The organism is Amycolatopsis sp. cmx-4-54 (assembly GCF_046548895.1).
GTDB lineage: Bacteria > Actinomycetota > Actinomycetes > Mycobacteriales > Pseudonocardiaceae > Amycolatopsis.
In genome coordinates, this window is sequence record NZ_JAEBEJ010000003.1 from 417458 (window position 1) to 438403 (window position 20946).

Consider the following 20946-nt stretch of genomic DNA (forward strand, 5'->3'; position numbering starts at 1 on the left):
CGCAGGTGAGTGACGTTTTACGTCCATATGTAACACTGTAGTCGTGACGGAGCTTATTGACCACCGGTTAAGACGATCCTGGACGCCCGAAGGCGGTGACGCGGCCCACCTTCCGGCGAAGGCCTTGCGGTGGCTCGTCCAGCGTATCGGTCCGCTGGGCTCCGCGGCGCCCCTCGCGCCCGATTCGGCCCTGTCCGTTCCCGATTCGGCGCTGGGCGAACAGCCGAAACGAGACCTCGAGGAACTCGTCGGCGCCGGCCAGGTACTGCTGGCGCCCGGGGAACGGCTCGCCCGGGCGAGCGGTCTGTCCTATCTGGACCTGGTGCGGCGGCGGGGGTTCGGTGATTTTCCGGTACCGGACGCCGTCGTCCTGCCGGAGAATCCCGCCGAAGTTCAGTCGCTGTTGGAAATCTGTGCCCGGCACGACGTCGGCGTCGTCCCGTTCGGCGGCGGGACGTCGGTGGTCGGCGGGGTCGCGGCGCTGCGCGGGGACAAGAGCGCGGTGATCGCGCTCGACCTGACCAGGCTCGGCGAACTGGTCTCCGTCGACCCCGTTTCCCGGATCGCGGTCCTGCAAGCGGGCGTCACCGGCCCGGAAGCGGACCGGTTGCTCGCCGAGCACGGCTTCACCCTCGGGCACGTGCCGCAGTCCTACGAACGCGCCACCATCGGTGGATTCGCCGCCACCCGATCCGCCGGCCAGGCTTCGTCGGGTTACGGCCGGTTCGAGGACATGGTCAAGGGTGTCCGGCTCGCGACGCCGCGCGGTGAATGGAAACTGGGTGTCGCGCCGGCGTCGGCCGCGGGACCCGACCTGCGGCATCTGGCCATCGGCAGCGAAGGCGCGCTCGGCGTGATCACCGAGGTCGCCCTCCGCGTCCGCCCGGTGCCGGAAGTGTGCCGTTATGAGGGGTATGTCCTGGACGGCTGGGAGAAGGGCGCCGACGCGGTCCGCGAACTCGCCCAGCGGCAGGTACTCGCGGACGTCACGCGACTGTCCGATGTAGACGAAAGCGAGGTTTCGCTGGCGCTCAACGACAGTTTGAAGACCAAGGCGCTGCGCCGGTATCTCAAGGCGCGCGGAGTGCACGCGCCCTGCCTGCTGATCGTCGGCTGGGAAGGTGCGTCGAAGCGCGAGGTCGCCCGGCGTCGTCAGAAGACCGCCCGCGTACTGGCGGAGTTCGGCGCCGTCCGCATCGGGGCCGCGCTCGGCGAATCGTGGCGCCGCGGCCGGTTTTCCGGACCTCGGCAACGGGATGCCTTGATGGACAACGGTGTCTGCGTCGAAACCCTCGAAACCGCCGCGTACTGGACAGAACTGAGCGACCTGCGCGACGCCGTCCGTGCCGCGCTCACCGCGACGCTCGGCAACGCCATCATCATGTGCCACGTTTCGCACGCGTACGAAACGGGCGCGTCGCTGTACTTCACCGTGCTCACCGCCCGCGACGAGGCCGACCCGATCGGCCAGTGGCAACGGGCGAAGGCGGCGGCGTCGGAAGCGATCACCGGGATCGGCACGATCTCGCATCACCACGCCGTCGGCGTCGACCACGCGCGCTACCTGGCGGCGGAGATCGGCGAGCTCGGCGTCGAAGTGTTGCGAGCGGCGAAGAACGCCGTCGACCCGACCGGGATCCTCAATCCAGGGAAGCTTCTCTGAGCCTGTCGGCGGAGCTGAGGACCTTTCGGGAAGTGAACTTGCCCGGCCGAAGGCCCCGCTATCGCGGTGGCAGGGCGCCTTCGGCACCTTCGTGAGCCGGAAGCCCAGGCCCCGCCCTGCCGACGTCGATCGCGGACGCGGGTTCACCGACAGATTTCCTGAGCAGCGTCCCTGGGTTGACCAGCGTGCAGTCCAGACCGTGCGTTTCGGCGGGGACCCCGTCCAGCGCCGCGGCCCGGCGCTGTTCGAGGTCGGCGACGCGGATATGCCTGCCGTCCACCAGGATCGGCAGGCGGATGTCCGCCGCCCCGACGTAGGCCACGACGTCGTCGAGCACCGTGCCGTCGTCGAGGGTGATGGCGGGGGAGGTCAAGCGCACCAGGTTGTAGCGCTGTCCTTTGCCCTCGCAGCGATCGAGGACGGCGAGCTGCTCCGGCGTCGCGAACCAGACGGAGTGCTCCTCGACGACACCCGGCGCGGCGGCGAGCGTCGCGGGCCGTTGCCCGTCCCGGAACCGCAGGCCGGACGCCCAGACCGCGGCGAGGTCGGTGCAGCGCGCGTGACAGACGACGACCGGTCCGGGCAGGTCCATGTTCTCCCGCAGCCAGGTGATCTTGGACGGGCACGCGTTCGAGCCGTAGGCGAGTACGGCCTGGCGTCCGCGCCAGCCCTCCGGCGCGGTGTCGAGGCTGTGCCCGGCGCCGTCGAAGTGGACGAACGAATGCCCCGGCCGTGCTCCCGGATACGGCTCGGCCGGGAAATCGGCGTCGGTGAAGAGTTTCACCACGTCACCACGCTGCGGAGGACGTCGCCGTGGTGCATCCGCTCGAAGGCCTGCTCGACGCCGTCGAGGGCGATCCGCTCGGTGACGAACTTGTCGAGCGGGAGCCTGCCCTGGAGATAGAGGTCGATCAGCATGGGGAAATCGCGTGAGGGCAGGCAATCGCCGTACCACGACGACTTGAGCGAGCCGCCGCGCGAGAAGAAGTCGATCAGCGGCAGATCGAGCCGCATGTCCGGGGTCGGGACACCGACGAGCACGACCGTGCCCGCCAGATCGCGGCCGTAGAACGCCTGCCGCCACGTCTCGGGCCTGCCGACCGCGTCGATCACGACGTCCGCGCCGAACGAATCGGTGAACTCCCGGATCGCCTCGACGACCTGCTCTTCGCTCAAGCCCTTGCTGTTCAGCGTGTGCGTGGCGCCGAATTCCTTGGCCCAGGCGAGTTTCCGGTCGTCGGTGTCGACGGCGACGATGGTCTTGGCGCCGGCCAGGTTCGCCCCGGCGATCGCGGCGTCGCCGACACCGCCGCAGCCGATGACCGCGACGGAATCCCCGCGGCTCACGGCGCCGGTGTTCAGCGCCGCGCCGAGACCCGCCATCACCCCGCAGCCGAGCAGCCCGGCGACGGCCGGTTCGGCGGCGGGGTCGACCTTCGTGCATTGTCCACTGTGGACTAGCGTCTTCTCGAGGAACGCCCCGACACCGAGCGCGGGCGACAGGGCGGTGCCGTCGGCCAGCGTCATCGGCCGCGCGGCGTTGAACGTCGAGAAGCAGTACCAGGGCTTGCCCCGGCGGCACGCCCGGCAGGTGCCGCAGACCGCGCGCCAGTTCAGGATCACGTAGTCGCCCGGTTCGAGGTCGGTGACGCCGTCACCGACGGCCTCCACGAAACCCGCGGCTTCGTGGCCGAGCAGGAACGGGAACGCGTCGTTGATCCCGCCCTCGCGATAGTGCAGGTCGGTATGGCAGACGCCGCACGCCTTGACCGAGACGACGGCCTCGCCGGGCCCGGGGTCGGGCACCGTCACGGACTCCAGCGAGACCGGCTCACCCTTGGCGCGGGAAACGACGCCTTGGACCTCGTACGGCATGCCCACCTCCGAGTAGTCGACTCCGTAGCTTGCCACGAAAACGACCCGGATCGCGACATCCGCTCGGGTGCGGTATCGGTTCAGTGCCCAGGCGTGATGATGTAGGCGACGCCGCCGGGACCGCTGGAAACGCCGCCATTCGTGTTGTACCGCTTGGTGCGTTGCCAGATCGTCTCGAACTGGTGTCGTTTGTAGACGTTTCGGACGCGGTCGTTGCTGTTGGCGGCCGGGTCGTTCGCGATCACGTCACCGTCCTTGGTGAAGCCGACGACGACCATGATGTGCCCCGCGGTGCCGTAGCCCGCGCCGTCGAGTTCCTCGGCCTTGAACGACTGCGACGTGATCACCGGGATGCCGCGCGCGATGTACTTTTCGAGTTCGGTCAAGGAGTGCAAACGGGTGATGTGCCCACGCAGTCCGAGTGAAGCGGCGTACGCGGTGTTGAACGGCCAGTTGCCTGTTCCGTCGTAGGCGTAGTCGAACGTGTAGCGGGCGGCGTACGCGACGGTCGGATCGACGTAACCCTCCGGGATCCACGTCATGTCCTGGCGCTTGGGCCGTTTGCCCCAGTATTCGACGACCATCTCGGTGGACGCGGGGCTGCACCAGTTCTCCCCGCCGCCGCCGTACTCGGGAAACTGTCCTTTGTGGAGGTTCTGCGCGTAGGCGGGCACCCTGAGCTCGATGCCGGTGGCGCGGCCCGGTTTCGTCGCCTTGACCTCGAAGCGGTCCGGAACCAGCGACGTCATCGCGCCGACCGACGTGACCGACGGCGTGGCGCGGGAGCCCGCCTCGCGGTACAGGCTGACCCGCAGCCGGTACGAGCGGAGCGCGACACCTGCCTTCATGACCAGCGTGTCGACGTCGACCGCGGCGTTGGCGTCGCTCTGGCCGTCGACGCTGGTGCGTTTGATGTCGGCGTCCCCGCCGGCCCACCGGCCCATGACGTACCAGGAGGTCTCCGTGCCCGCGGCGGTGCGGCCCTTCGCCTCGACCTTGATCCACGTCTTGGCCGGGGTCTTCGCGTTCCACGAGGCGATCAGCTGGGAGGCGTCGAAGCCCTGCGTGTGGCTCCTCGACGTCCACTGGCCGTATTCATACGTTCGCGTGGTGCCGAGCTCGGGTTCGGTGTGCTCGATGGTGCCGATCGGGCGGTCGATGCGCAGCGCGCCGTGTTCGAGGCCGAGCCCTTCGAACCTGCCGTCACGGAAACCGTGGTGACCGGACCATTCGTGGTAGTCGATCGACTCGTCGTCCGGGCGGCCGGGACCGGCCTCCGCCGTCTGTGCCGTCACCGCGGTCATCGTCGCGATCGTGAGCAGCGTGACCAGCCCTCGTATCCGCATCCCGGCTCCATCCCTCGTGTCCACCCAGTAGGGAAGGGATTTTCGCCGTTCGCGCGAGGTATGTAAACAGTTACCCCCATTCGCACGAGTTGCGCCTCTGATCACGCGAGTCACGCCTTTGATCACGCGAGTTACGCCTCCAAGCACGCGAGTTACGTCGTTCGGCCGTGTGGCGCTGGACGTGCTCGCGTGATCAGACGGACGACTCGCGTGATCAGACGGACGACTCGCGTGATCAGACGGACGACTCGCGTGATTGAAGGCGTAACTCAGGCCAGCGGGTGGGGCAGGAGGAGTTCGGTGTTCTGGTCTTGGGCGGTGCCGACGGCGGACAGTGAGGCGTGGATGTCGTTGTATGAGAACTCCCGGTACAGCGACGCAAGCGCTTGCGTCGAGGTGTCCGAGTACGACGCCTCGTACGGGGCTTCAGCCTCGATCAGGGTTGTGAACAGCGACAACGTGCCGTCGGCGTTGTCGGCGACCTCGATGATCCGTGCGTGCTGCGGGAAGTCGATATGCGAAGCGGTGTTGATCTCCCAGAAGCTCTGCTTCGCGGTCTTCCCGACGTGCGGGGTGATCTTGTTGCGATGCGTGTGCCCGTTCACCCACGCCAGCACGTTCGGGAACCGGTGCAGCAGCGAGACGAACGTGTCGCCGTTGAGCCGGATCTCCAGCGGATGCCGCGCGTCCGGCAGCACGTTGCCCATGGTGTCGCTGGTGTGGTGGCTGAACAGGATGAACAACTCGTCCGTCACGTTCCGCGTGACCTTGCGCCCGAAGAAGTCGTAGTACGTCGAGCTGTTGCGCTTGAGCGTGTTCTCCACCCAGGTGAACTGCCCGAGCCCGATCGATCCGTCGGCCAGCCCGGCCATCGTCGTGGTGTCGAGGCTGATGCCGATGACGCCCGGCGCGATGCGGAAGGTGTAGTACACGTTCCGCCCGTCGGCGTTGTTCTCGCTGAACCCGTGGCCGACCGGGCCGGGTCCGGTGTTGGCGGAGTCGAGGTGGTGCCGCACGAATTCCGCGGTGCTGAACGGCCGCCGTCGCTTGTCCGGGGTGATCTCGCGGATCGTGCCCGAGCCGCCGAACAGCTCCGTGACCGGGACGCCGGAGCCGGACCCGATCGCCTTGGCGAGCTTCCGCGACGTCGTCTCGTCCTTGCCGATCACCTTGAAGCGGCCGGTGTACCAGGCGTCCATTCCCGGAAAGTCCGGCACGGTGCCGACGATGCTGTCGTCGTGGTTGCCGAAGGTGCAGAACCACGGGATGTCGAGGCCGGGCGAGGTGAAGGTGTTCGAGGCCGCGCCCAGCAGGCCGGGCAGCTGCGGGAAACCCTTCTTCGTGTACGCGTCGTCCAGCGTCTTGCCGGGGTTCCAGTAGTGCGAGGATCCGGACGTCTGAACGCCTTCGTGCACGTCCGGGTCGCCCGAAGTCGGGTTCACCGTGCCGCCGTTGAGCACCTTGAGGAACCATTCGAGCTCGATCAGCTCGTGGTTGTCGGTGTTGTCGCCGGTGGTGACCATGAAGTCGATCGGCCGTCCGGTGAACGGGCCCGCCTTCAGGCTGTTCACCCGCTCCACCAGCGCCGTCGTCGCGACGGGGCCGAGGGTCTCCTGCGGCCGGTGCGCCGAGCCGACGAACGGGTGCAGGTACTCGAACCGCGCCGGGCTTTCGGCGTCGGTGAAGTGCAGGTCGGTGAACTGCGCGAAGGACGCCATCGCGCGGCGCCGGTCGTCGCGGCCGGACTTCGGTGCGGCCAGATCGCCTCGGACGACGAGCGGCCAGCCGGGGCCCGCGGTCAGCCGCGTGTAGCCCGGCCCGCTGGTCAGCGGGGCCGCCGCGGCTTCGAGTGTGGTGCCCGCCGTGCGCACCGCGCGGGTCGTGGTCCGCGCCAGCGCCCGGTCGAGCGCGTTGGCGGTCGGCGTGCACAGCAGCAGGCCGGCGCCGGCGGCGCCCGCCGCGGTGAAGGTGCGCCTCGAGATGACGGACATGGCGGTGCCCCCAGTCGTCGCGGATGGATGTCGCGGAAGGACGATGCCGCAAGACGTTAGCCGTGAGGTGAACGCAGGAAAAGGGTAATGCGAAAATTTGTCACGTTCGGTGGAATGTTCGGGGAAGCCAAGCGGGCTGGTTACGCTGGCCGCTTGGCGAAGGTGGGAGGTGGCCAGGTGGGCGCTTCGGCTTGGTCCGTCCGCGGCCGGTTCGACGGTGATCCGGAAGCGGCGCTGGACGCGTTGAAGGCACGCGTCTTCGAGGAGGGTGACTACCTCTGGGAGGAGGACGAACTCGGCCGCCCGGACTCGATCGACGAGCTGTACGAGGTGGAGAGCGTCCAGGAGTCCGGGACCCACTCCGTGCTGGACGTGCACGAGTTCATCAGCGCCACGGGTGAGGACGACTTCGGCACGATCCGCCCGTTGACCGACGCCGAACTCGTCGCCGCCTTCGGTACCGAGGAGCCGTCCGTCGCCGACTTCGACGAACTCGACAAGGCGGGACGCCTGCCGTACGAGCGCCGCCCGCGCTGGAGCGCGAACTGCGCGCTGCTGTACGAGAACGACGTCGCCGTCGAGCTGGCGATCTGGGGTGTCTCCGGAGACTAGAGCCGGGCCGCGTCGCGCAGGCTGCCGGCTTGACGCTCGCGCACATTGTCCACAAGGGACACTTTGCGTCGATTGAACGCCCGTTTTGACTTGAGAGGTAAGGCAAACGTGTCGGGTCTCGAAAGCCTCGGCGCGGCCCGGTTGTCAACTCTGTCCACAAGGGACTGAAGTGGCGGCAGCGGTGTCCGGTTTGACTACTTTGCGTATTCAGGCGCGGGGGTCGTGAGTGATAAAGAGCGTTAGAACGACCATTACCACTCACGACCCCTGCGCAAAGCGCTCAAATCAGGCATCTGGCGAGTCGGGGAGTCCCTTATGGACGGTCCAGGGTCATGATCGGCCTTGCAGGTCGGTCTCCGGCTCGCCATCCGAATCATCGGTCCTGGCCACCGGCAGCCGGGCCGCGAGCCCGTCGAGGATCACCTCGACGCCCAGCTCGAACAGGTCTTCGTCGCTCTGCGTCGCGAAAGCCGGGCCGAGCCTGCTCACGTGGGGATACGCCGCGAGCCGTTCGAGGAACGCCTCATCCGGCTTCCGCGCGGGGAGGGTCTCCGCCGAAGCCAGCACGTGCGCCGTGAGCAGCCGCGAGATCCCCGCGGTGTCCTCTTCCGAAAAGCCCGCCTCCAGCAGGATCCGCGCGGTCGTCTCGATGTGGCCGAGCCGGTGCCGTCCGGTCGGTGGCCGCTCTCGCAGCAGCGCGGCCGCGTCCCGATGACGCGACAGCAGTGCGCGGAACTGGCGAAGCCCGCTCATGAGCTGTTCGCGCCATGGCAGGTCGCCGTCGATCTCGAAGGCGTCGGCGCAGATCGCCTCGGCGACCAGGTCCAGCAGTTCGGCCTTGTCCTTCACATGCCAGTACAGCGTCGGTGAGCTGACACCTAGTTTCGCCGCCAGCCGCCGGGTGCTCAGTTCCGCGAGGCCTGCCTCGTCGAGCAGTCCGACGGCGGCCTGGGTGATCTTGGCGAGGTCGAGCGAGCCTTTGCGTGCCACCCGAGGACTCTATCAGTGATAGATTTGTCTCTATCACTGATAGGGAACGGGGGAAGTGATGCTTTGGACACCGAAGATCCGCCTGGTCACGGTGCTGTGCTCGGTCGTTTTCGTCCTCGGGACGACGCTGCAGAACTACGTGATCATCGATCTGGACCTGATCGAGGCGAGCATGCGGCTCAAGGGGGTGGACACCGACGGCGCGCCCGCCTACCTGAGCGCGTTACGGCTGGTGGGGAACGTCTTCATCGCCGGGAACGCGCTCGGCCTGCTGGTGTGGTTCCGTTGGCGATGGCTGTTCTGGCCGGTGCTCGTGGTCAACATCGGCCAGGCGTTCGGGGTGTACGTCGTGCCGTTCGAAGTACACCGGGCGGCGATCGCCGAACACGGCTGGCCGGGTGTGCTTCCGTCCCTGGTCACCGACGGCGGAGCGGTGATCCTGTCGATCGTGCTGATCATCGCTTGGGTACGTTCGCGGCGGCTCACGCGGAAAGGCGACTCAGTTCGGCTTTGACGGCCTCGACGGCGGCCTTGGTCTCGGCGACGGCGTCGGCGCCGTCACGGGCGATCCGGCCCAGCGCGTCGACGAGCGCGGTGTTCGCCGTCGGTGTCCACAGTGGACCGGCGGCGCGGCCGCTCTCCTTGACCAGCTTCGCGGCGTCGGCCGTCGCGGCGACCTTGTCGAGCACACTCAGCCGGGCGGGGAGATGGAAACCGAACCTGGTGGCGAATTCCTGCTGGAAGTCGACGCGCTCCAGCCACAGCCATTTGACGAAATCCTTGGCGGCGTTGGGGTTCAGGCTCTTGGCATGCACCATCGCGCTCAGTCCGCTGACCGGGACGGACGGCGCGCCCGCCGCGTCGAGCCGGGGGAACGCCAGGACGCCGAAGTCGTCCTTCAGGGTGTCCTGGATCTTCGGCAGATTCCACAGCCAGGTCCACTGCATGGCGGTGAGCCCGTCGATGAACGGGAGCGGATCCGGCCAGTCCGTCGAAGCGCCCAGCAGCAGCGATCCGTTGAGCTCGTGGAGTTTCGCGAACACCGTGGCGGCGCGCGGATCGTCGAAACCGACGGATTTGCCGTCCTTGACGTAGTCGAGCCCGGCCGACCACAGCAGCGGTCCCGCGAGCACCGCCGCGCCCGCGTCGTTGCCCGCGAACAGTCCTTTGACGCCGTCCTTGGACAGTTTCTTCGCCGCGTCGACGAGTTCGTCCAGCGTCCGCGGCGGCTGGACCCCGGCCTCCTGCAGGAAACTCTTGCGGTAGAAGAGGACCTGGGTGTCCAGCGCCTGCGGGATGCCGTAGGTCTTGCCGTCGACCGTCCGCGCCGCGAGGACCGAAGGGGTGAAATCCCCGCGCACGGGCCCGATCACGTCGTCCAGCGGAACGAGGAGGTTCTGCCGGACGCGGTCGACGGTGACCTGGCCTTCGAAGACGTCCGGGACCGGACCGGCCTGCAGCGCGGCGTTCAGTTTCGTCTCGTAGTCGTCGGGATTCCACTGCACCGCGACCTTGGACCTATGGTAGGCGGCCGCGTAGCGCGTGACGGCTTCCTGGACACCGGCTTCGGGATACGGGTGGTACCACTGCGCGAGTTCCACCGGTTTCGGTTTGGGCCTGGTCACCCCGGCGGAGTAGGCCGTCGAGGGTGGCGGATTTCCTCTTTGGACGGTGTTGGACCCGCAGGCAGAGAGCACGGTGGTCCCCGCCAGCGCCAGGAACGCCCGCCTGCTTGTCTTAGGCACCAACAAAACCCTTCGCCGAACGCAGTGAAGGCCATCTTCGGGGAACAGCGTCCCTCAAGATGGCCTTCACGGAAGGGCAGGCGCGCGGGAGATTAACCCGTTAGAGCTGACTGATGTCGAGTTTGCCTTCGGAGTGAAACGCCCGCAGCCGCTTCTTGTCGAACTTGCCGACACTGGTCTTCGGGACTTCGTCCACAAAGGTCCAGTTCTCCGGAAGCTGCCACTTCGCGACCTTGTCGGACAGGAACTCGCGCAGTTCCTCGGCCGTGACGTTCTGGCCCTCCTTGAGCACGACGGCGACCAGCGGGCGCTCGTCCCACTTCTCGTCGGGGATGCCGACCACGGCCGCCTCGGCCACCGCGGGGTGCGCCATCACCTGGTTCTCCAGATCCACCGAGGAGATCCACTCGCCGCCGGACTTGATGACGTCCTTCGCGCGGTCGGTCAGCGTGAGGTAGCCGTCCGGGCTGATCTTGCCGACGTCGCCGGTGCGCAGCCAGCCGTCGTGGAACTTCTCCGGGTCGGGCTCGTCACCGCTCGTGCCGCTGTAGTACGACGCCGCGATCCACGGGCCCTGCACTTCGAGCTCGCCGACGCTTTCGTTGTCCCACGGCAGTTCCTCGCCGTTGTCGCCGATCAGCCTCGCGCTGACGGACGCCGGGAACCGGCCCTGGGTGTAGCGGTACTCCCACGCCTTCTCGCCGGTCGCCGCGGCGGGCGGACGCGCGACGCTGCCCAGCGGCGACGTCTCGGTCATGCCCCAGGCGTGCAGGATCGGCACGCCGTAGCGGTCTTCGAACGCGTGCATCAGCGACGGCGGCGCGGCCGACCCGCCGACGACGACCTCGCGCAGATGCGAGATGTCCTGCGGGTTCGCGTCGAGGTGGGAGAGCAGGCCCTGCCAGATCGTCGGGACGGCGCCGGCGAAGGTCGGCTTCTCGACCTCGAGCATCTGGGCGATGGGCGCGGGCTGGAGAAAGCGGTCCGGCATCAGCAGCGAGGCGCCGACCATCATCGCCGCGTACGGCATCCCCCACGCCATCGCGTGGAACATCGGGACGATCGCGAGGGCCTTGTCGTGCTGGGCCAGCCGCATGCTGTCGGACATCGTGACCTGCATGGAGTGCAGCCAGATCGACCGGTGGGAGTACGCGACCCCCTTCGGGTCACCCGTGGTACCCGAGGTGTAACACATCGCGGCGGCCGAGCGCTCGTCCACCTCGGGCCAGTCGAAGGTGTCCGGCTGGCCCGACAGCAGCTCGGCGTAGGAGTGCACCTGGACGCCGTCCGGTGCGGTCAGGGCGGAGGCGTCGCCGTTGGCCACGATGACGTGACGCACGGTCTTCAGTTCGGGCAGCTGCTTGGCCAGCAGCGGGATCAGCGTGCCGTCGACGATGACGACCTGGTCCTCGGCGTGATTGGCGACGAAGACGAGCTGCTCGGGGAACAGCCGGATGTTCAGCGTGTGCAGCACCGCGCCCATGGCCGGGATGGCCAGGTACGCGGCCATGTGCTCGGCGTTGTTCCACATGAAGGTGCCGACGCGCTGGTCGCCGGTGACACCGAGGCTCCGGAGGGCGTTGGCCAGGCGGGCGGCGTGCTTGCCGAGTTCGCCGAAGGTCTCGCGGCGGGCTTCTGAACCGGTCCAGGTGATGACTTCGCTCTCGGAGTGCACCGTGGTGCCGTGGCGGAGGAGCCTGCCCAGTGACAGCTGCCCGTCCTGCATCGTGCTCAACATCGCGTACTCCCGTGGTGCTCGTTCTCCGGTGAACTGGGGTTGCGCCGACTCTAATCCGGGAGGGGTGAACCGGTCAGTAACATCGCAGGCAACCGTTCGGTCACAGTGTCGCGCTAACGGGTGTTCGCCGGTTCGGGCCAAGATCATCAATAATTCGCATTTTTCCTGCCATGAAACGGAAAATGGCTGACAGTGCGAAGTGTCGACATCGCTCATAAGGGTGATGAACGCGGGCGAATCGCCGCTCGAACGGCGTGTTTCCGCAGGCTGGGGCGGGTTGCCCGTGACGTGGTCGAGGGGTAATAAGTGCGTGTCGGTTTCACGGCCGAGGAACGGGTGGCGTTTACTGGAGCCGTGGTACAGAGACGGCTGGCCAGCGCTTGCTCTTGCAAGCATGGTTTAAAGGCCGTCGGCCGCGAAAGCGGAGACCTGAGATGAAAGGACTACTACGTTGGCTCTGCCCACGTTGACTCCGGAGCAGCGCGCCGATGCCCTCGCCAAGGCGGCTGAGGCTCGCAAAGCGCGCTCCGAGCTGCTTGCGTCGATCAAGTCCGGCAAGGAGAGCATCGACAAGGTGCTCAAGCAGGCCAAGGAGAACAAGACCATCGGCAAGACGAAGGTCACGCAGCTGCTGAAGGCCGTGCCCGGCCTGGGCGCGGTCAAGGTCGCCGCCCTGCTGGAGCAGGCCGGAATCGACCCGGACCGGCGTGCCGCCGGCCTGGGCGAACGGCAGCGCGAGGCCCTTCTCGAGGCGCTGAAGTAACGCTTCCGCGCGTCTCTTCTCGGCCGAAGGCCTCGGATTTGCGGAGGCGGGCCGCTGACATGGCTGGGCGAGCGGCCAGCCGATGCTGCGGCCCGGCTGCGGAAATCCGACAGTGCGCTTTGAGAGACACCGCCCAGGTCACGGGCGGTCCGGGGGAAGGTGTTGCCTGAGAGGCTGTTGCCCGGGCAACACTTTCCCCTGGCCTCAGCCGGAGCCTGGGACGCTGGTGGGGTGACGACCAGTACCGCACCGGCGACCCCGGCAGACCTGGCCGCCCGCTACGAGCGGGGCGACTTCCTCCTGGCCACGGCACGGCACGCGCTCCTCGCGAGCGGCGTCGTGGCCACCGCGACCGAGACCGAGCCGTCGCGGCTGTCCGGGGCGCTTCCCGGGCTGTTCACCGACTCGGGCGCGTCGATCGCGGTCGGCGTGCTGCCCTTCGACACCACCTCGATGCCGGGGCATCTGGTGCTCCCGCGCGCGGTCCATCGCGCGTCTTCCGACCACGCGGCCGTCCCGCCGCGCACCGCGCTTCCGCAGCCGGTCAAGGTCACTCCCGTGCCCGAACCCGAGGCACATCTGGCCGCCGTCCGCGCCGCCGTCTCCGCGCTGAGCGACCGTGACCTGCGCAAAGTCGTCCTGGCCCGCGCGCTCGATCTCGACTTCGACGAGGCCGTTCCGGTCGCCGAGGTGGTCCGGAACCTGGCGAACGGCAACCCCCGGCACACCACCTACGCCGCGCAGCTGCCCGGCGGGCGCACGCTGGTCGGCGCCACTCCCGAACTCCTGCTCTCCCGCACCGGCGGCGCCGTCGTGTCCAGGCCGCACGCCGGGTCGATGCCCCGGTCCGCGGACCCGGCGATCGACAAGGCGAACGGTGAGGCGCTGCTGGCGTCCGAAAAGGACCACGTCGAACACGCCGTCGTGGTGGAGTCCGTCGTCGAGATCCTGCGGCCGTTCTGCCGCACCCTCGACGTCCGCAGCCCGGAGCTCGTCTCGACCCCGGCGATCTGGCATCTCTCGACCACCGTCACCGGTGAGCTGATCGACCAGGACGTCACCGCGCTGGACCTCGCCGCCGCCTTGCATCCCACCCCCGCGGTCTGTGGCACGCCGACCGCGGCCGCGCGCTCGCTGGTCCAGGAGCTGGAGCCGTTCGACCGCGAGTACTACGCGGGCGCCGTCGGCTGGGTCGACGCGGCCGGGGACGGCGAATGGGCCGTCGGGATCCGGTGCGCGGAGATCGCCGGCACCTCCATGCGGCTGTACGCCGGCGGCGGCATCGTCCCCGCCTCCGACCCCCGGACCGAACTCGACGAGACCTCGGCGAAGTTCCGCACCCTGCTCGCCGCCATGGGCCTGGAGATCTGACGCGAAACGCGGGGGGTCAGAGGGGCGTGAAGTCTTCGGTGACCGAGATGTCGTCCGAGGTCAGGAGCGCGACGGCGGCCCGGTAGCCCTCGGCCGCCTTCAGGTCGGCGAGCCGGGTCCGGTCCGGGTCGAGGGCCTGGTGGCTCGACCGCACCAGCCGCGCCTGCTCGTCGTAGCCGGAGAACGTGATGCTCTGCAGCGGGATCTTGAGGCCCTTCCCGGTGGCCTTCATGACGGCTTCCTTGCGCGTCCAGTAGGTGAAGAACGCCGTCGTTCGCTCGTCGTCGGAGAGCCCCGAGATCGCCGCCAGCTCGGCGGGGGTCAGCGCGTACTCCATGAGCGAGTCCTCGGCTCGCCTGGTGGCCGTCTCGACGTCGAGGCCGACCGGCGTCCCCGCGGTGGCCGCGACGCCGATGAGGTCGCCGGAATGCGAGATCGACAGCATCAGCGGCGCGCCGGGGACCCTGGGCCGTCCGTGCGGTTTGCCGCAGTCGTCACAGGTCGCGTCGAAGCTCACGTCCTCGACGGCCATGCCGAGCCGCTCGGCGGCGACCGTCTTGGCGAGGACCCGGCCGGTCAGGAACCGGCGTTGGTCGATTTCCTGGCGGTAGTTTCCGTACCGGCCCTGCTCCAGCTCGTCGAGCAAGGCCAGGAACCGGGGTTCGGCGGGCAGGGGCGGGGACCAGCGGACCGCACATTCGATCACGTCTTCTTTGTACCCGATTCCGCACCGGCCTCACTCGCGTTTTCGTCGAGCAGCGTCGCTTCGTCGAACGGTGACCGGCCGTCCAGCGTCCGGTCGAGCTGCTCGCGGTCGATCTCGTTGGTCCAGGTGCCGATCAGCACGGTCGCGACGGCGTTGCCCGCGAAGTTCGTCAGCGCGCGGGCCTCGGACATGAACCGGTCGATGCCGACGATGAACCCGACGCCGTCCACCAGTTCCGGCCGATGTGACGACAGTCCGCCCGCCAGCGTCGCGAGCCCCGCGCCGGTGACCCCGGCCGCGCCCTTCGACGCGATGATCATGAACACCAGCAAGGAGATCTGCTCGCCGATGGTCAGCGGTTTGTCGAGCGCGTCCGCGATGAAGATGGACGCCATCGTCAGGTAGATGGCGGTGCCGTCGAGGTTGAACGAGTACCCGGTCGGCACGGTGATGCCGACGACCGGTTTGGAGACGCCGGCGTGCTCCATCTTCGCGATCAGCCGCGGCAGCGCCGACTCCGACGACGACGTCGACAGGATCAGCAGGAACTCGCGGCCGAGATACTTCAGCAGCTTGAAGATGTTGACCCTGGCGAGCAGGCCGAGGATCAGCCCGAGCACCACGAACACGAACAACGCGCAGGTGAGGTAGAAGCCGAGCATGATCACCGCGAGACTCTGCAGCGCCTTCCAGCCGGTCTCGCCGACGACGGCGGCGATCGCGCCGAACGCGCCGACCGGCGCCGCCCACATGATCATCGCCAGGATCCGGAACACGAGCCGCTGGATGTGCTCGATGCCGCGGCGGATCGGCTCGCCCTTCGTGCCCAGTTTCTGCAGCGCGAACCCGGCGAGCAGCGCGACCAGCAGCGTCTGCAGCACCTCGCCCTCGGTGAACGCCGAGACCAGCGTCTTCGGGATGATCCCGAGCAGGAAGTCGACGGTGCCTTCGCTCTTGGCGATCTGGTCCTGCCCCTTTTCGGCGATCTCGGGGGTCAGGTGCAACCCGCTGCCGGGCTGGAGGATGTTGCCGACGACCAGGCCAATGACCAGCGCGACCGTCGACATGATCAGGAAATAGCCGAGCGCGAGCCCGCCGACGCGGCCGACCTTCGCGGCCTTCGCCACCGAGCCGACGCCGAGCACGATCGTGCAGAAGATGATCGGCGAGATCATCATCTTGATCAGGTTCACGAACCCGGTCCCGAGCGGCTTCAGTTCCTTGCCGAGGGCGGGGAACAGGATGCCGACCGCGATGCCGAGCGCCACCGCCACGATGACGGCGATGTAGAGGTAATGGGTGCGATCCCGCTTCGCCGCGGGTGCTGCCGTGCTCATGGGTGCCCTTCGACGAGGTGGGGACGGATTGCGAAAACTTATGACAACTCCTCGGCGAACGACAACCGAAGCGGTACCCTGGACTAAGCGAGCGCTTAGTCAGCGCTAGGCCACTGTCGAACGGAGCGGGCTGACCATGGATTTCTCTCTGAGCGTCGAGGAACGCGAGGTGCGCGACTGGGTGCGCACCTTCGTCCAGCGCGACCTGATGCCGCGTGAGCAGGAGGTGCTGCGCCGCGAACGCGCCGGTCAGCCCGGCTTGACCTCCGACGAGCTGCGCGAACTGCAGCTGAAGGCCAAGGAATCCGGCTTCTGGGGGGTGCAGACGCCCGAGGAGTACGGCGGCATGGGCCTGTCCGCGGTGATGACCGCGCTGCTGGAGGCCGAACTCGGCCGCACGTTCGTGCCGTTCCGGTTCGGCGGCGCCGCGGACAACATCCTGTACTACGCCAACGACGAGCAGAAGGAGCGCTACCTGCTCCCGACGATCTCGGGCGAACGCAAGTCGTGCTTCGCGATCACCGAACCCGGTGCGGGCTCGGACGCCAAGGCCATCCGGACCTCCGCCCGCAAGGACGGCACCGACTGGGTCATCAACGGCGAGAAGACCTTCATCACCGGCGGTAACGAGGCCGACTTCGTGATGGTCTTCGCGATCACCGACCCGGAGAAGGGCGCCAACGGCGGCGTCACCTGCTTCCTCGTCGACCGCGACGCCGGCTGGAAGTCCGAGTACATCGACACCATGGGCGAATGGGGACCGGCGGCGCTGGTCTTCGAGGACGTCCGCGTGCCGGAGACACAGATCCTCGGCGAACTCGGCCACGGGTTCGACCTGGCCATGCAGTGGATCGGCGCCGGCCGCTACCTGCTGCCCGCCCGCGCGATCGGCTCCTGCGAGCGGCTGATCTCCATGGCCATCGAGCACGCCAACACGCGGGAGACGTTCGGGCAGAAGATCGCCGAGCGCCAGGCCATCCAGTGGATGATCGCGGACTCCGGCACCGAACTGGAGGCCCTGCGCTGGCTGGTGCTGCACGCCGCCTGGCAGGTCGACCAGAAGCTGGACTCGCGGCACGCGCAGTCGATGGCGAAGCTGTACGGCGGCGTGAAGGCGAACGAGATCGTCGACCGCGTCCTGCAGATCCACGGCGGGATGGGCTACACGCGGGAACTGCCGGTCGAGCGGTGGTACCGCGAACTGCGGCTGCTGCGGATCTACGAGGGCACCGACGAGATCCAGCGCCGGACCATCGCGCGCAACCTGCTGAAGGGGCACGTCAAGGTCGGCGGCACCTTGGGCTGACGCTTGGGTACTTCTGGTCCGTGAAGGCCTCCTTGAGGGACCCAGAGTCCCTCAAGGAGGCCTTCACGGACTCGATGTACTCACACGCAATGAACGGGCCGTTCCTCGCAAATTTCGCAAGGAACGGCCCGTTCATGGCGTCGGTCTCTCTAGTCTTCGTCCTCGTCCTTCTGGTTCCGCATCGCGATCGGGACCCCGGCCAGGTCCTCCTCGTTGCAGAGAAGTTTCACGTCGTAGTACGGCGAACCCTTGCGGTCGTCGTAGTCGAGATGGACGGCCAGCACATCGACCGGTTCCCCGAGCCACTCCTGAGCCTGGCGTAGCCATGTCGCGCACCGTTCGAGCGCCGTGGGCAGGTCGTCATCCCGGAATCCCACCGGGCGGTAGGGGACGTCCTGCACCTGATCACGGGGGTTCGAAGGCACCGGCAACGCCGGCGAGAGACCCGAGTCGTCCAGTTCGAGTTGGATCGTTTGCTCAGTCACCCTTCGAGCGTCCCCCAGAGAAGCCGTCTGAGCAAGGCGTACGGACCTAAAGTCGCCGCTAAACGGGCACTCGCCACACTCCCGAGACCACTTCACGGCAGTTTTGCAACGCATCGACGTCCAGCCGGCCTTCGCAGGCGAGCGCCCGCAGCGCCAGTTCCGCGTAATGCGCGGCCAGCTGATCCAGGGTGAGCGGCCCCGACGGGGAATACCAGCGCGCGACCCCGCTGCACATCTCCACCAGTGCGAGCCGGGTGACCGAAGGCTGGTCGGTGTGGAAGACGCCCGCCGCGACACCGTCCTCGATTGCGTCCGCCCACAGTCTTTCGTAGGCATCGCGCAGCCCCACCACTTCGGCCCTGGCGCCGGGGGTGAGCGCGTGGACCTCGTTGTCCACCACGCGGGTGTCATCCGGCTGGATGGCGTGCGCGAGCACGTGCAGCGCCACCAGGGAGCCGAGCCGTGACACGGGATCGGTGAGTCCGGCGGTCGCCCGCTCGGCCGCGTCGAGCAGGCGCCGCAGCGACTCGTTCATGATGGCGACCAGCAGATCCTCTTTGGTGCCCATGTAGTGGTACAGGCTGGCGGACGACAGCTCCGCCGTCTGCGCCAGATCCCGGATGCCGGTGCCGTGGAACCCCTTAGCGGCGAACAGTTTCACCGCCGCCTGGCGGACGCGTTCGCGGGTGTTCACGACTCGAGGTTCTTTTTCCCGCCGAGAGTCCATGTTCAGAGCCATGTCTCGGTGGTCCTGTCCCACGAACCGGCGCGGAGGTCGCCCACCTTCTTCAGCTCACCCTTCGCGACCCGTTCCGACGGCGTCATCGGCAGTTCCGCCACGATGGCCCAGAACCGGGGGATCTTGAAGTAGGCCAGTTTCGCCGCGCAGAACTCCGCCAGCTCGGCAGGTTCGCACCGGTGCCCCTCGTTCTCGTCGAGGACGATGTACGCCTTGACCTCCTCGCCGCGGATGTCGTCCGGCACCGCCATGACGGCGGCGAGCTTGACCGCCGGATGCAGCTGCAGCGCCCGTTCGACCTCGTCCGCGGAGATGTTCTCGCCGCTCCGGCGGATCATGTCCTTGGTGCGGCCCACGTAGTACACGCGGCCTTCGGCGTCCATTGTGGCCAGGTCGCCGGTGTGGAACCAGCCGCCGTCGAAGGCGCGCCTGGTCGCTTCGGGATCGTCGTGGTAGCCGTGCATCAGGCCGACCCCGCGGATCAGCAGCTCACCGGTTTCCCCACGCGGCAGCGGTTTCCCGTCCTCGCCGGCGATCATCACCTCGCGCGAGGGCGTCGGCCTGCCGAGGCAGCCGGTGCCGACGGTCTCCTCGTGATCCGCCGGGTACATCCGGATGTCGCCGCCGGTCTCGGTCATGCCGAAGGCCTCGTACCACGGCGCGCCCCAGCGTGCTTCGAGCGCGGCGTGCAGGTCGCGCGGGATCGCCGAAGCGCAGATCGCGCGGACCTGGTGCGCCTTGTCCAGCTCGCTTTCCGGCTGGCGCAGCAGAAGCGTGGGCATCAGGCCGAGGCAGTAGAACCAGGTGACGCCGTGTTCGCGGATCTTGGCCCAGAACTTCGACGGGTGGAAACGGTCGAGTACCACCAGGGTCGCGCCGCCCGCGAGCCCCAGCGCGACGTTCCACTGTGGATCGATGTAGTGGAACGGTTGCGCGGTCAGGATGACGTCGTCCGTGCCGACCGACGGGTAGTCCGTGGCCAGGCCGATCGCGAGGGTCGTCCAGTACCGGTTCGGCAGTACGCAACCCTTGGGCGCGCCCGTCGTTCCCGAGGTGTACTGGATGTTGACCGGGCGCTCGGCTTCGCTCGTGAAGGCCGGGGCGGCACCGGAGCCGGTGAGTTCACCGGGTGTGAGCACGCGTTCCAGCGAGGTCTCCGGCGCGATCTTGTTCAGCAGCTCCAGGAATTCCTCGGCGGCCACGGCGAACCTGGCACCCGAGTGGCGGAGCACGTGGGCGCCGTCGAACTCGCGGTACCCGGTGTTGACCGGGACGAGCACCCCGCCGATCTTGGCCAAGGCCAGCCACAGCAAGGGGAACTCGGGTTGGTTGCGCAGCATCACCGCGACCCGGTCACCCGGTTCCACACCGAGTTCCAGCAGTGCGCGCGCGAACTCGGTGCTGCGCGCGTCGACGTCGGCGAAGGTGAAGCTCTCCCCGGTGGAGTCGAAGATCCACGCCGTCTTGTCCGGCCAGAGCGCGGCGGCCCTGGTGGTCAGGCCGAGGAGGGTGTCGATCCCGGCGAGCGAGGTCATGCCCGGCTCCGGAACGCCTCGGCCGAGGCCGCGACCTCGGCGGAGTGCTCGGTGATCAGCGCATGGCTGACTTCGAGTTCGAGGGCGGCGTCGAGGGAGCTGTCGATGCCGGAATCGAGGGCACGCTTGGCCATCGTGGCCGCGGCCGCCGGATGCGCGGCGATCCTGGCCGCCCAGGCGAGCGCGGTGTCCATCAGGTCGTCGGCGGGCAGGGCGGCGTTGACCAGGCCGAGCCCGGCCGCCTCGGTGCCGCTCACGCGTTCGCCCAGCAGCAGGAGTTCCTTGGCCTTCAACGGGCCGACCAGCAGCGGCAGCAACCGCGACGCCGCGCCCGTGACGCTCAGGCCCAACGAGACCTCGGGGAAGGCGAACACCGCGTCCTCGGCGGCGAGGATCAGGTCGCAGCCCATCGCGAACTCGGCGCCCGCGCCGATCGCGTAACCGTGGACCGCGGCGATGACGGGCTGGCGCAGTCCGCGCAGGCGGCGGGTCACGTCCTGTAGCCGGTCGAGCCGCGGGCGTGAATCCCCCGGCGGGGTGGGTTCCTTCAGATCGTGACCGGCACAGAACGCCCGGCCCCGGCCGGCCAGCACGACCGCGCGCGCGTCCGACTTGGCGGCCGCGTCGAGCGCCTCCAACAGGTCGTCGACCAGTTCGGCGACCACCGCGTTGAGCCGCTCCGGGCGGTTCAGCCAGATCACTGCGATTCCGTCGTCGAGTGCGTAGTCCACGGTGCTCATGACG

At 68.1% G+C, this 20946-nt stretch carries 18 protein-coding genes and 1 pseudogene; 6 read left to right on the forward strand and 13 right to left on the reverse strand.

All coding sequences use genetic code 11. From position 1 onward, the window contains the following. The first annotated feature begins 43 nt into the window (after positions 1-43). A complete protein-coding gene (locus ACLJQ7_RS12270) occupies positions 44-1663 on the forward strand; it encodes an FAD-binding oxidoreductase (RefSeq protein ID WP_410648304.1) in 1620 nt (539 codons plus the stop codon). A gap of 166 nt (positions 1664-1829) precedes the next feature. Here ACLJQ7_RS12270 and ACLJQ7_RS12275 read toward each other — a convergent pair. From ACLJQ7_RS12275 to ACLJQ7_RS12290, 4 genes and pseudogenes are all read right to left on the reverse strand, one after another. Further along, positions 1830-2450 (reverse strand): annotated as a pseudogene (locus tag ACLJQ7_RS12275) (gamma-glutamylcyclotransferase family protein); the annotation flags it as partial. Further along, positions 2444-3538 carry an S-(hydroxymethyl)mycothiol dehydrogenase gene (locus ACLJQ7_RS12280; protein ID WP_410648579.1) on the reverse strand — a complete coding sequence of 365 codons (1095 nt, stop codon included), beginning with the start codon at positions 3536-3538 and terminating at the stop codon, positions 2444-2446. The pseudogene ACLJQ7_RS12275 and the gene ACLJQ7_RS12280, both read right to left, overlap by 7 nt. 80 nt (positions 3539-3618) lie before the next feature. Then, positions 3619-4884 (reverse strand): C39 family peptidase, encoded by a 1266-nt coding sequence (locus ACLJQ7_RS12285; protein ID WP_410648305.1) that lies wholly within the window; start codon positions 4882-4884, stop codon positions 3619-3621. Between the two features lie 269 nt (positions 4885-5153). Further along, positions 5154-6875, reverse strand: coding sequence for a TIGR03767 family metallophosphoesterase (locus tag ACLJQ7_RS12290; RefSeq protein ID WP_410648306.1), 1722 nt, complete (start codon positions 6873-6875; stop codon positions 5154-5156). A gap of 162 nt (positions 6876-7037) precedes the next feature. Here ACLJQ7_RS12290 and ACLJQ7_RS12295 point away from each other — a divergent pair, with 162 nt between their 5' ends. After that, on the forward strand, positions 7038-7487 hold the full coding sequence (locus tag ACLJQ7_RS12295) for a hypothetical protein (RefSeq protein WP_410648580.1): 450 nt from the start codon (positions 7038-7040) through the stop codon (positions 7485-7487). A gap of 330 nt (positions 7488-7817) precedes the next feature. On the opposite strand, the gene ACLJQ7_RS12300 is transcribed toward ACLJQ7_RS12295, so the two are convergent. Then, entirely contained in the window at positions 7818-8477 is a 660-nt protein-coding gene (locus tag ACLJQ7_RS12300) for a TetR/AcrR family transcriptional regulator C-terminal domain-containing protein (protein ID WP_410648307.1), read from the reverse strand. Positions 8478-8535: 58 nt separating this feature from the next. On the opposite strand from ACLJQ7_RS12300, the gene ACLJQ7_RS12305 reads away from it, so the two are divergent. Then, positions 8536-8991: a hypothetical protein gene (locus tag ACLJQ7_RS12305; RefSeq protein ID WP_410648308.1), complete on the forward strand. Its 456-nt coding sequence runs from the start codon at positions 8536-8538 to the stop codon at positions 8989-8991. Here ACLJQ7_RS12305 and ACLJQ7_RS12310 read toward each other — a convergent pair. After that, on the reverse strand, positions 8960-10222 hold the full coding sequence (locus tag ACLJQ7_RS12310; protein ID WP_410648309.1) for an ABC transporter substrate-binding protein: 1263 nt from the start codon (positions 10220-10222) through the stop codon (positions 8960-8962). The genes ACLJQ7_RS12305 and ACLJQ7_RS12310 overlap by 32 nt on opposite strands. Before the next feature lie 100 nt (positions 10223-10322). Further along, on the reverse strand, positions 10323-11960 hold the full coding sequence (locus ACLJQ7_RS12315) for a long-chain fatty acid--CoA ligase (RefSeq protein WP_410648310.1): 1638 nt from the start codon (positions 11958-11960) through the stop codon (positions 10323-10325). Between the two features lie 451 nt (positions 11961-12411). On the opposite strand from ACLJQ7_RS12315, the gene mihF reads away from it, so the two are divergent. Continuing rightward, positions 12412-12723: an integration host factor, actinobacterial type gene (gene mihF / locus ACLJQ7_RS12320; RefSeq protein ID WP_005155963.1), complete on the forward strand. Its 312-nt coding sequence runs from the start codon at positions 12412-12414 to the stop codon at positions 12721-12723. Positions 12724-12954: 231 nt separating this feature from the next. Continuing rightward, positions 12955-14094 (forward strand): isochorismate synthase, encoded by a 1140-nt coding sequence (locus tag ACLJQ7_RS12325; protein ID WP_410648311.1) that lies wholly within the window; start codon positions 12955-12957, stop codon positions 14092-14094. A gap of 16 nt (positions 14095-14110) precedes the next feature. Here ACLJQ7_RS12325 and ACLJQ7_RS12330 read toward each other — a convergent pair whose 3' ends face one another. Together ACLJQ7_RS12330 and ACLJQ7_RS12335 are read right to left on the reverse strand one after the other, a co-directional pair. Further along, on the reverse strand, positions 14111-14800 hold the full coding sequence (locus tag ACLJQ7_RS12330; protein WP_410648312.1) for a 4'-phosphopantetheinyl transferase family protein: 690 nt from the start codon (positions 14798-14800) through the stop codon (positions 14111-14113). Continuing rightward, complete coding sequence (locus ACLJQ7_RS12335) at positions 14797-16137, reverse strand: cation:dicarboxylate symporter family transporter (protein ID WP_410648314.1); 1341 nt, start codon at positions 16135-16137, stop codon at positions 14797-14799. Before ACLJQ7_RS12335 ends, ACLJQ7_RS12330 begins: the two co-directional genes overlap by 4 nt. A gap of 136 nt (positions 16138-16273) precedes the next feature. Between ACLJQ7_RS12335 and ACLJQ7_RS12340 the strand changes: the two genes are divergently transcribed. Further along, positions 16274-17443, forward strand: coding sequence for an acyl-CoA dehydrogenase family protein (locus ACLJQ7_RS12340; RefSeq protein ID WP_101610775.1), 1170 nt, complete (start codon positions 16274-16276; stop codon positions 17441-17443). Between the two features lie 149 nt (positions 17444-17592). Here ACLJQ7_RS12340 and ACLJQ7_RS12345 read toward each other — a convergent pair whose 3' ends face one another. From ACLJQ7_RS12345 to ACLJQ7_RS12360, 4 genes are read right to left on the reverse strand one after another with little or no spacing between them, the layout of a single operon-like run. Then, positions 17593-17928, reverse strand: coding sequence for a hypothetical protein (locus tag ACLJQ7_RS12345; protein ID WP_034308634.1), 336 nt, complete (start codon positions 17926-17928; stop codon positions 17593-17595). A gap of 58 nt (positions 17929-17986) precedes the next feature. Then, complete coding sequence (locus tag ACLJQ7_RS12350) at positions 17987-18622, reverse strand: TetR/AcrR family transcriptional regulator (RefSeq protein ID WP_410648315.1); 636 nt, start codon at positions 18620-18622, stop codon at positions 17987-17989. Positions 18623-18657: 35 nt separating this feature from the next. Further along, complete coding sequence (locus ACLJQ7_RS12355; protein WP_410648317.1) at positions 18658-20202, reverse strand: ATP-dependent acyl-CoA ligase; 1545 nt, start codon at positions 20200-20202, stop codon at positions 18658-18660. Next, entirely contained in the window at positions 20199-20942 is a 744-nt protein-coding gene (locus tag ACLJQ7_RS12360; protein ID WP_410648318.1) for an enoyl-CoA hydratase/isomerase family protein, read from the reverse strand. Before ACLJQ7_RS12360 ends, ACLJQ7_RS12355 begins: the two co-directional genes overlap by 4 nt. Positions 20943-20946: the final 4 nt, after the last annotated feature.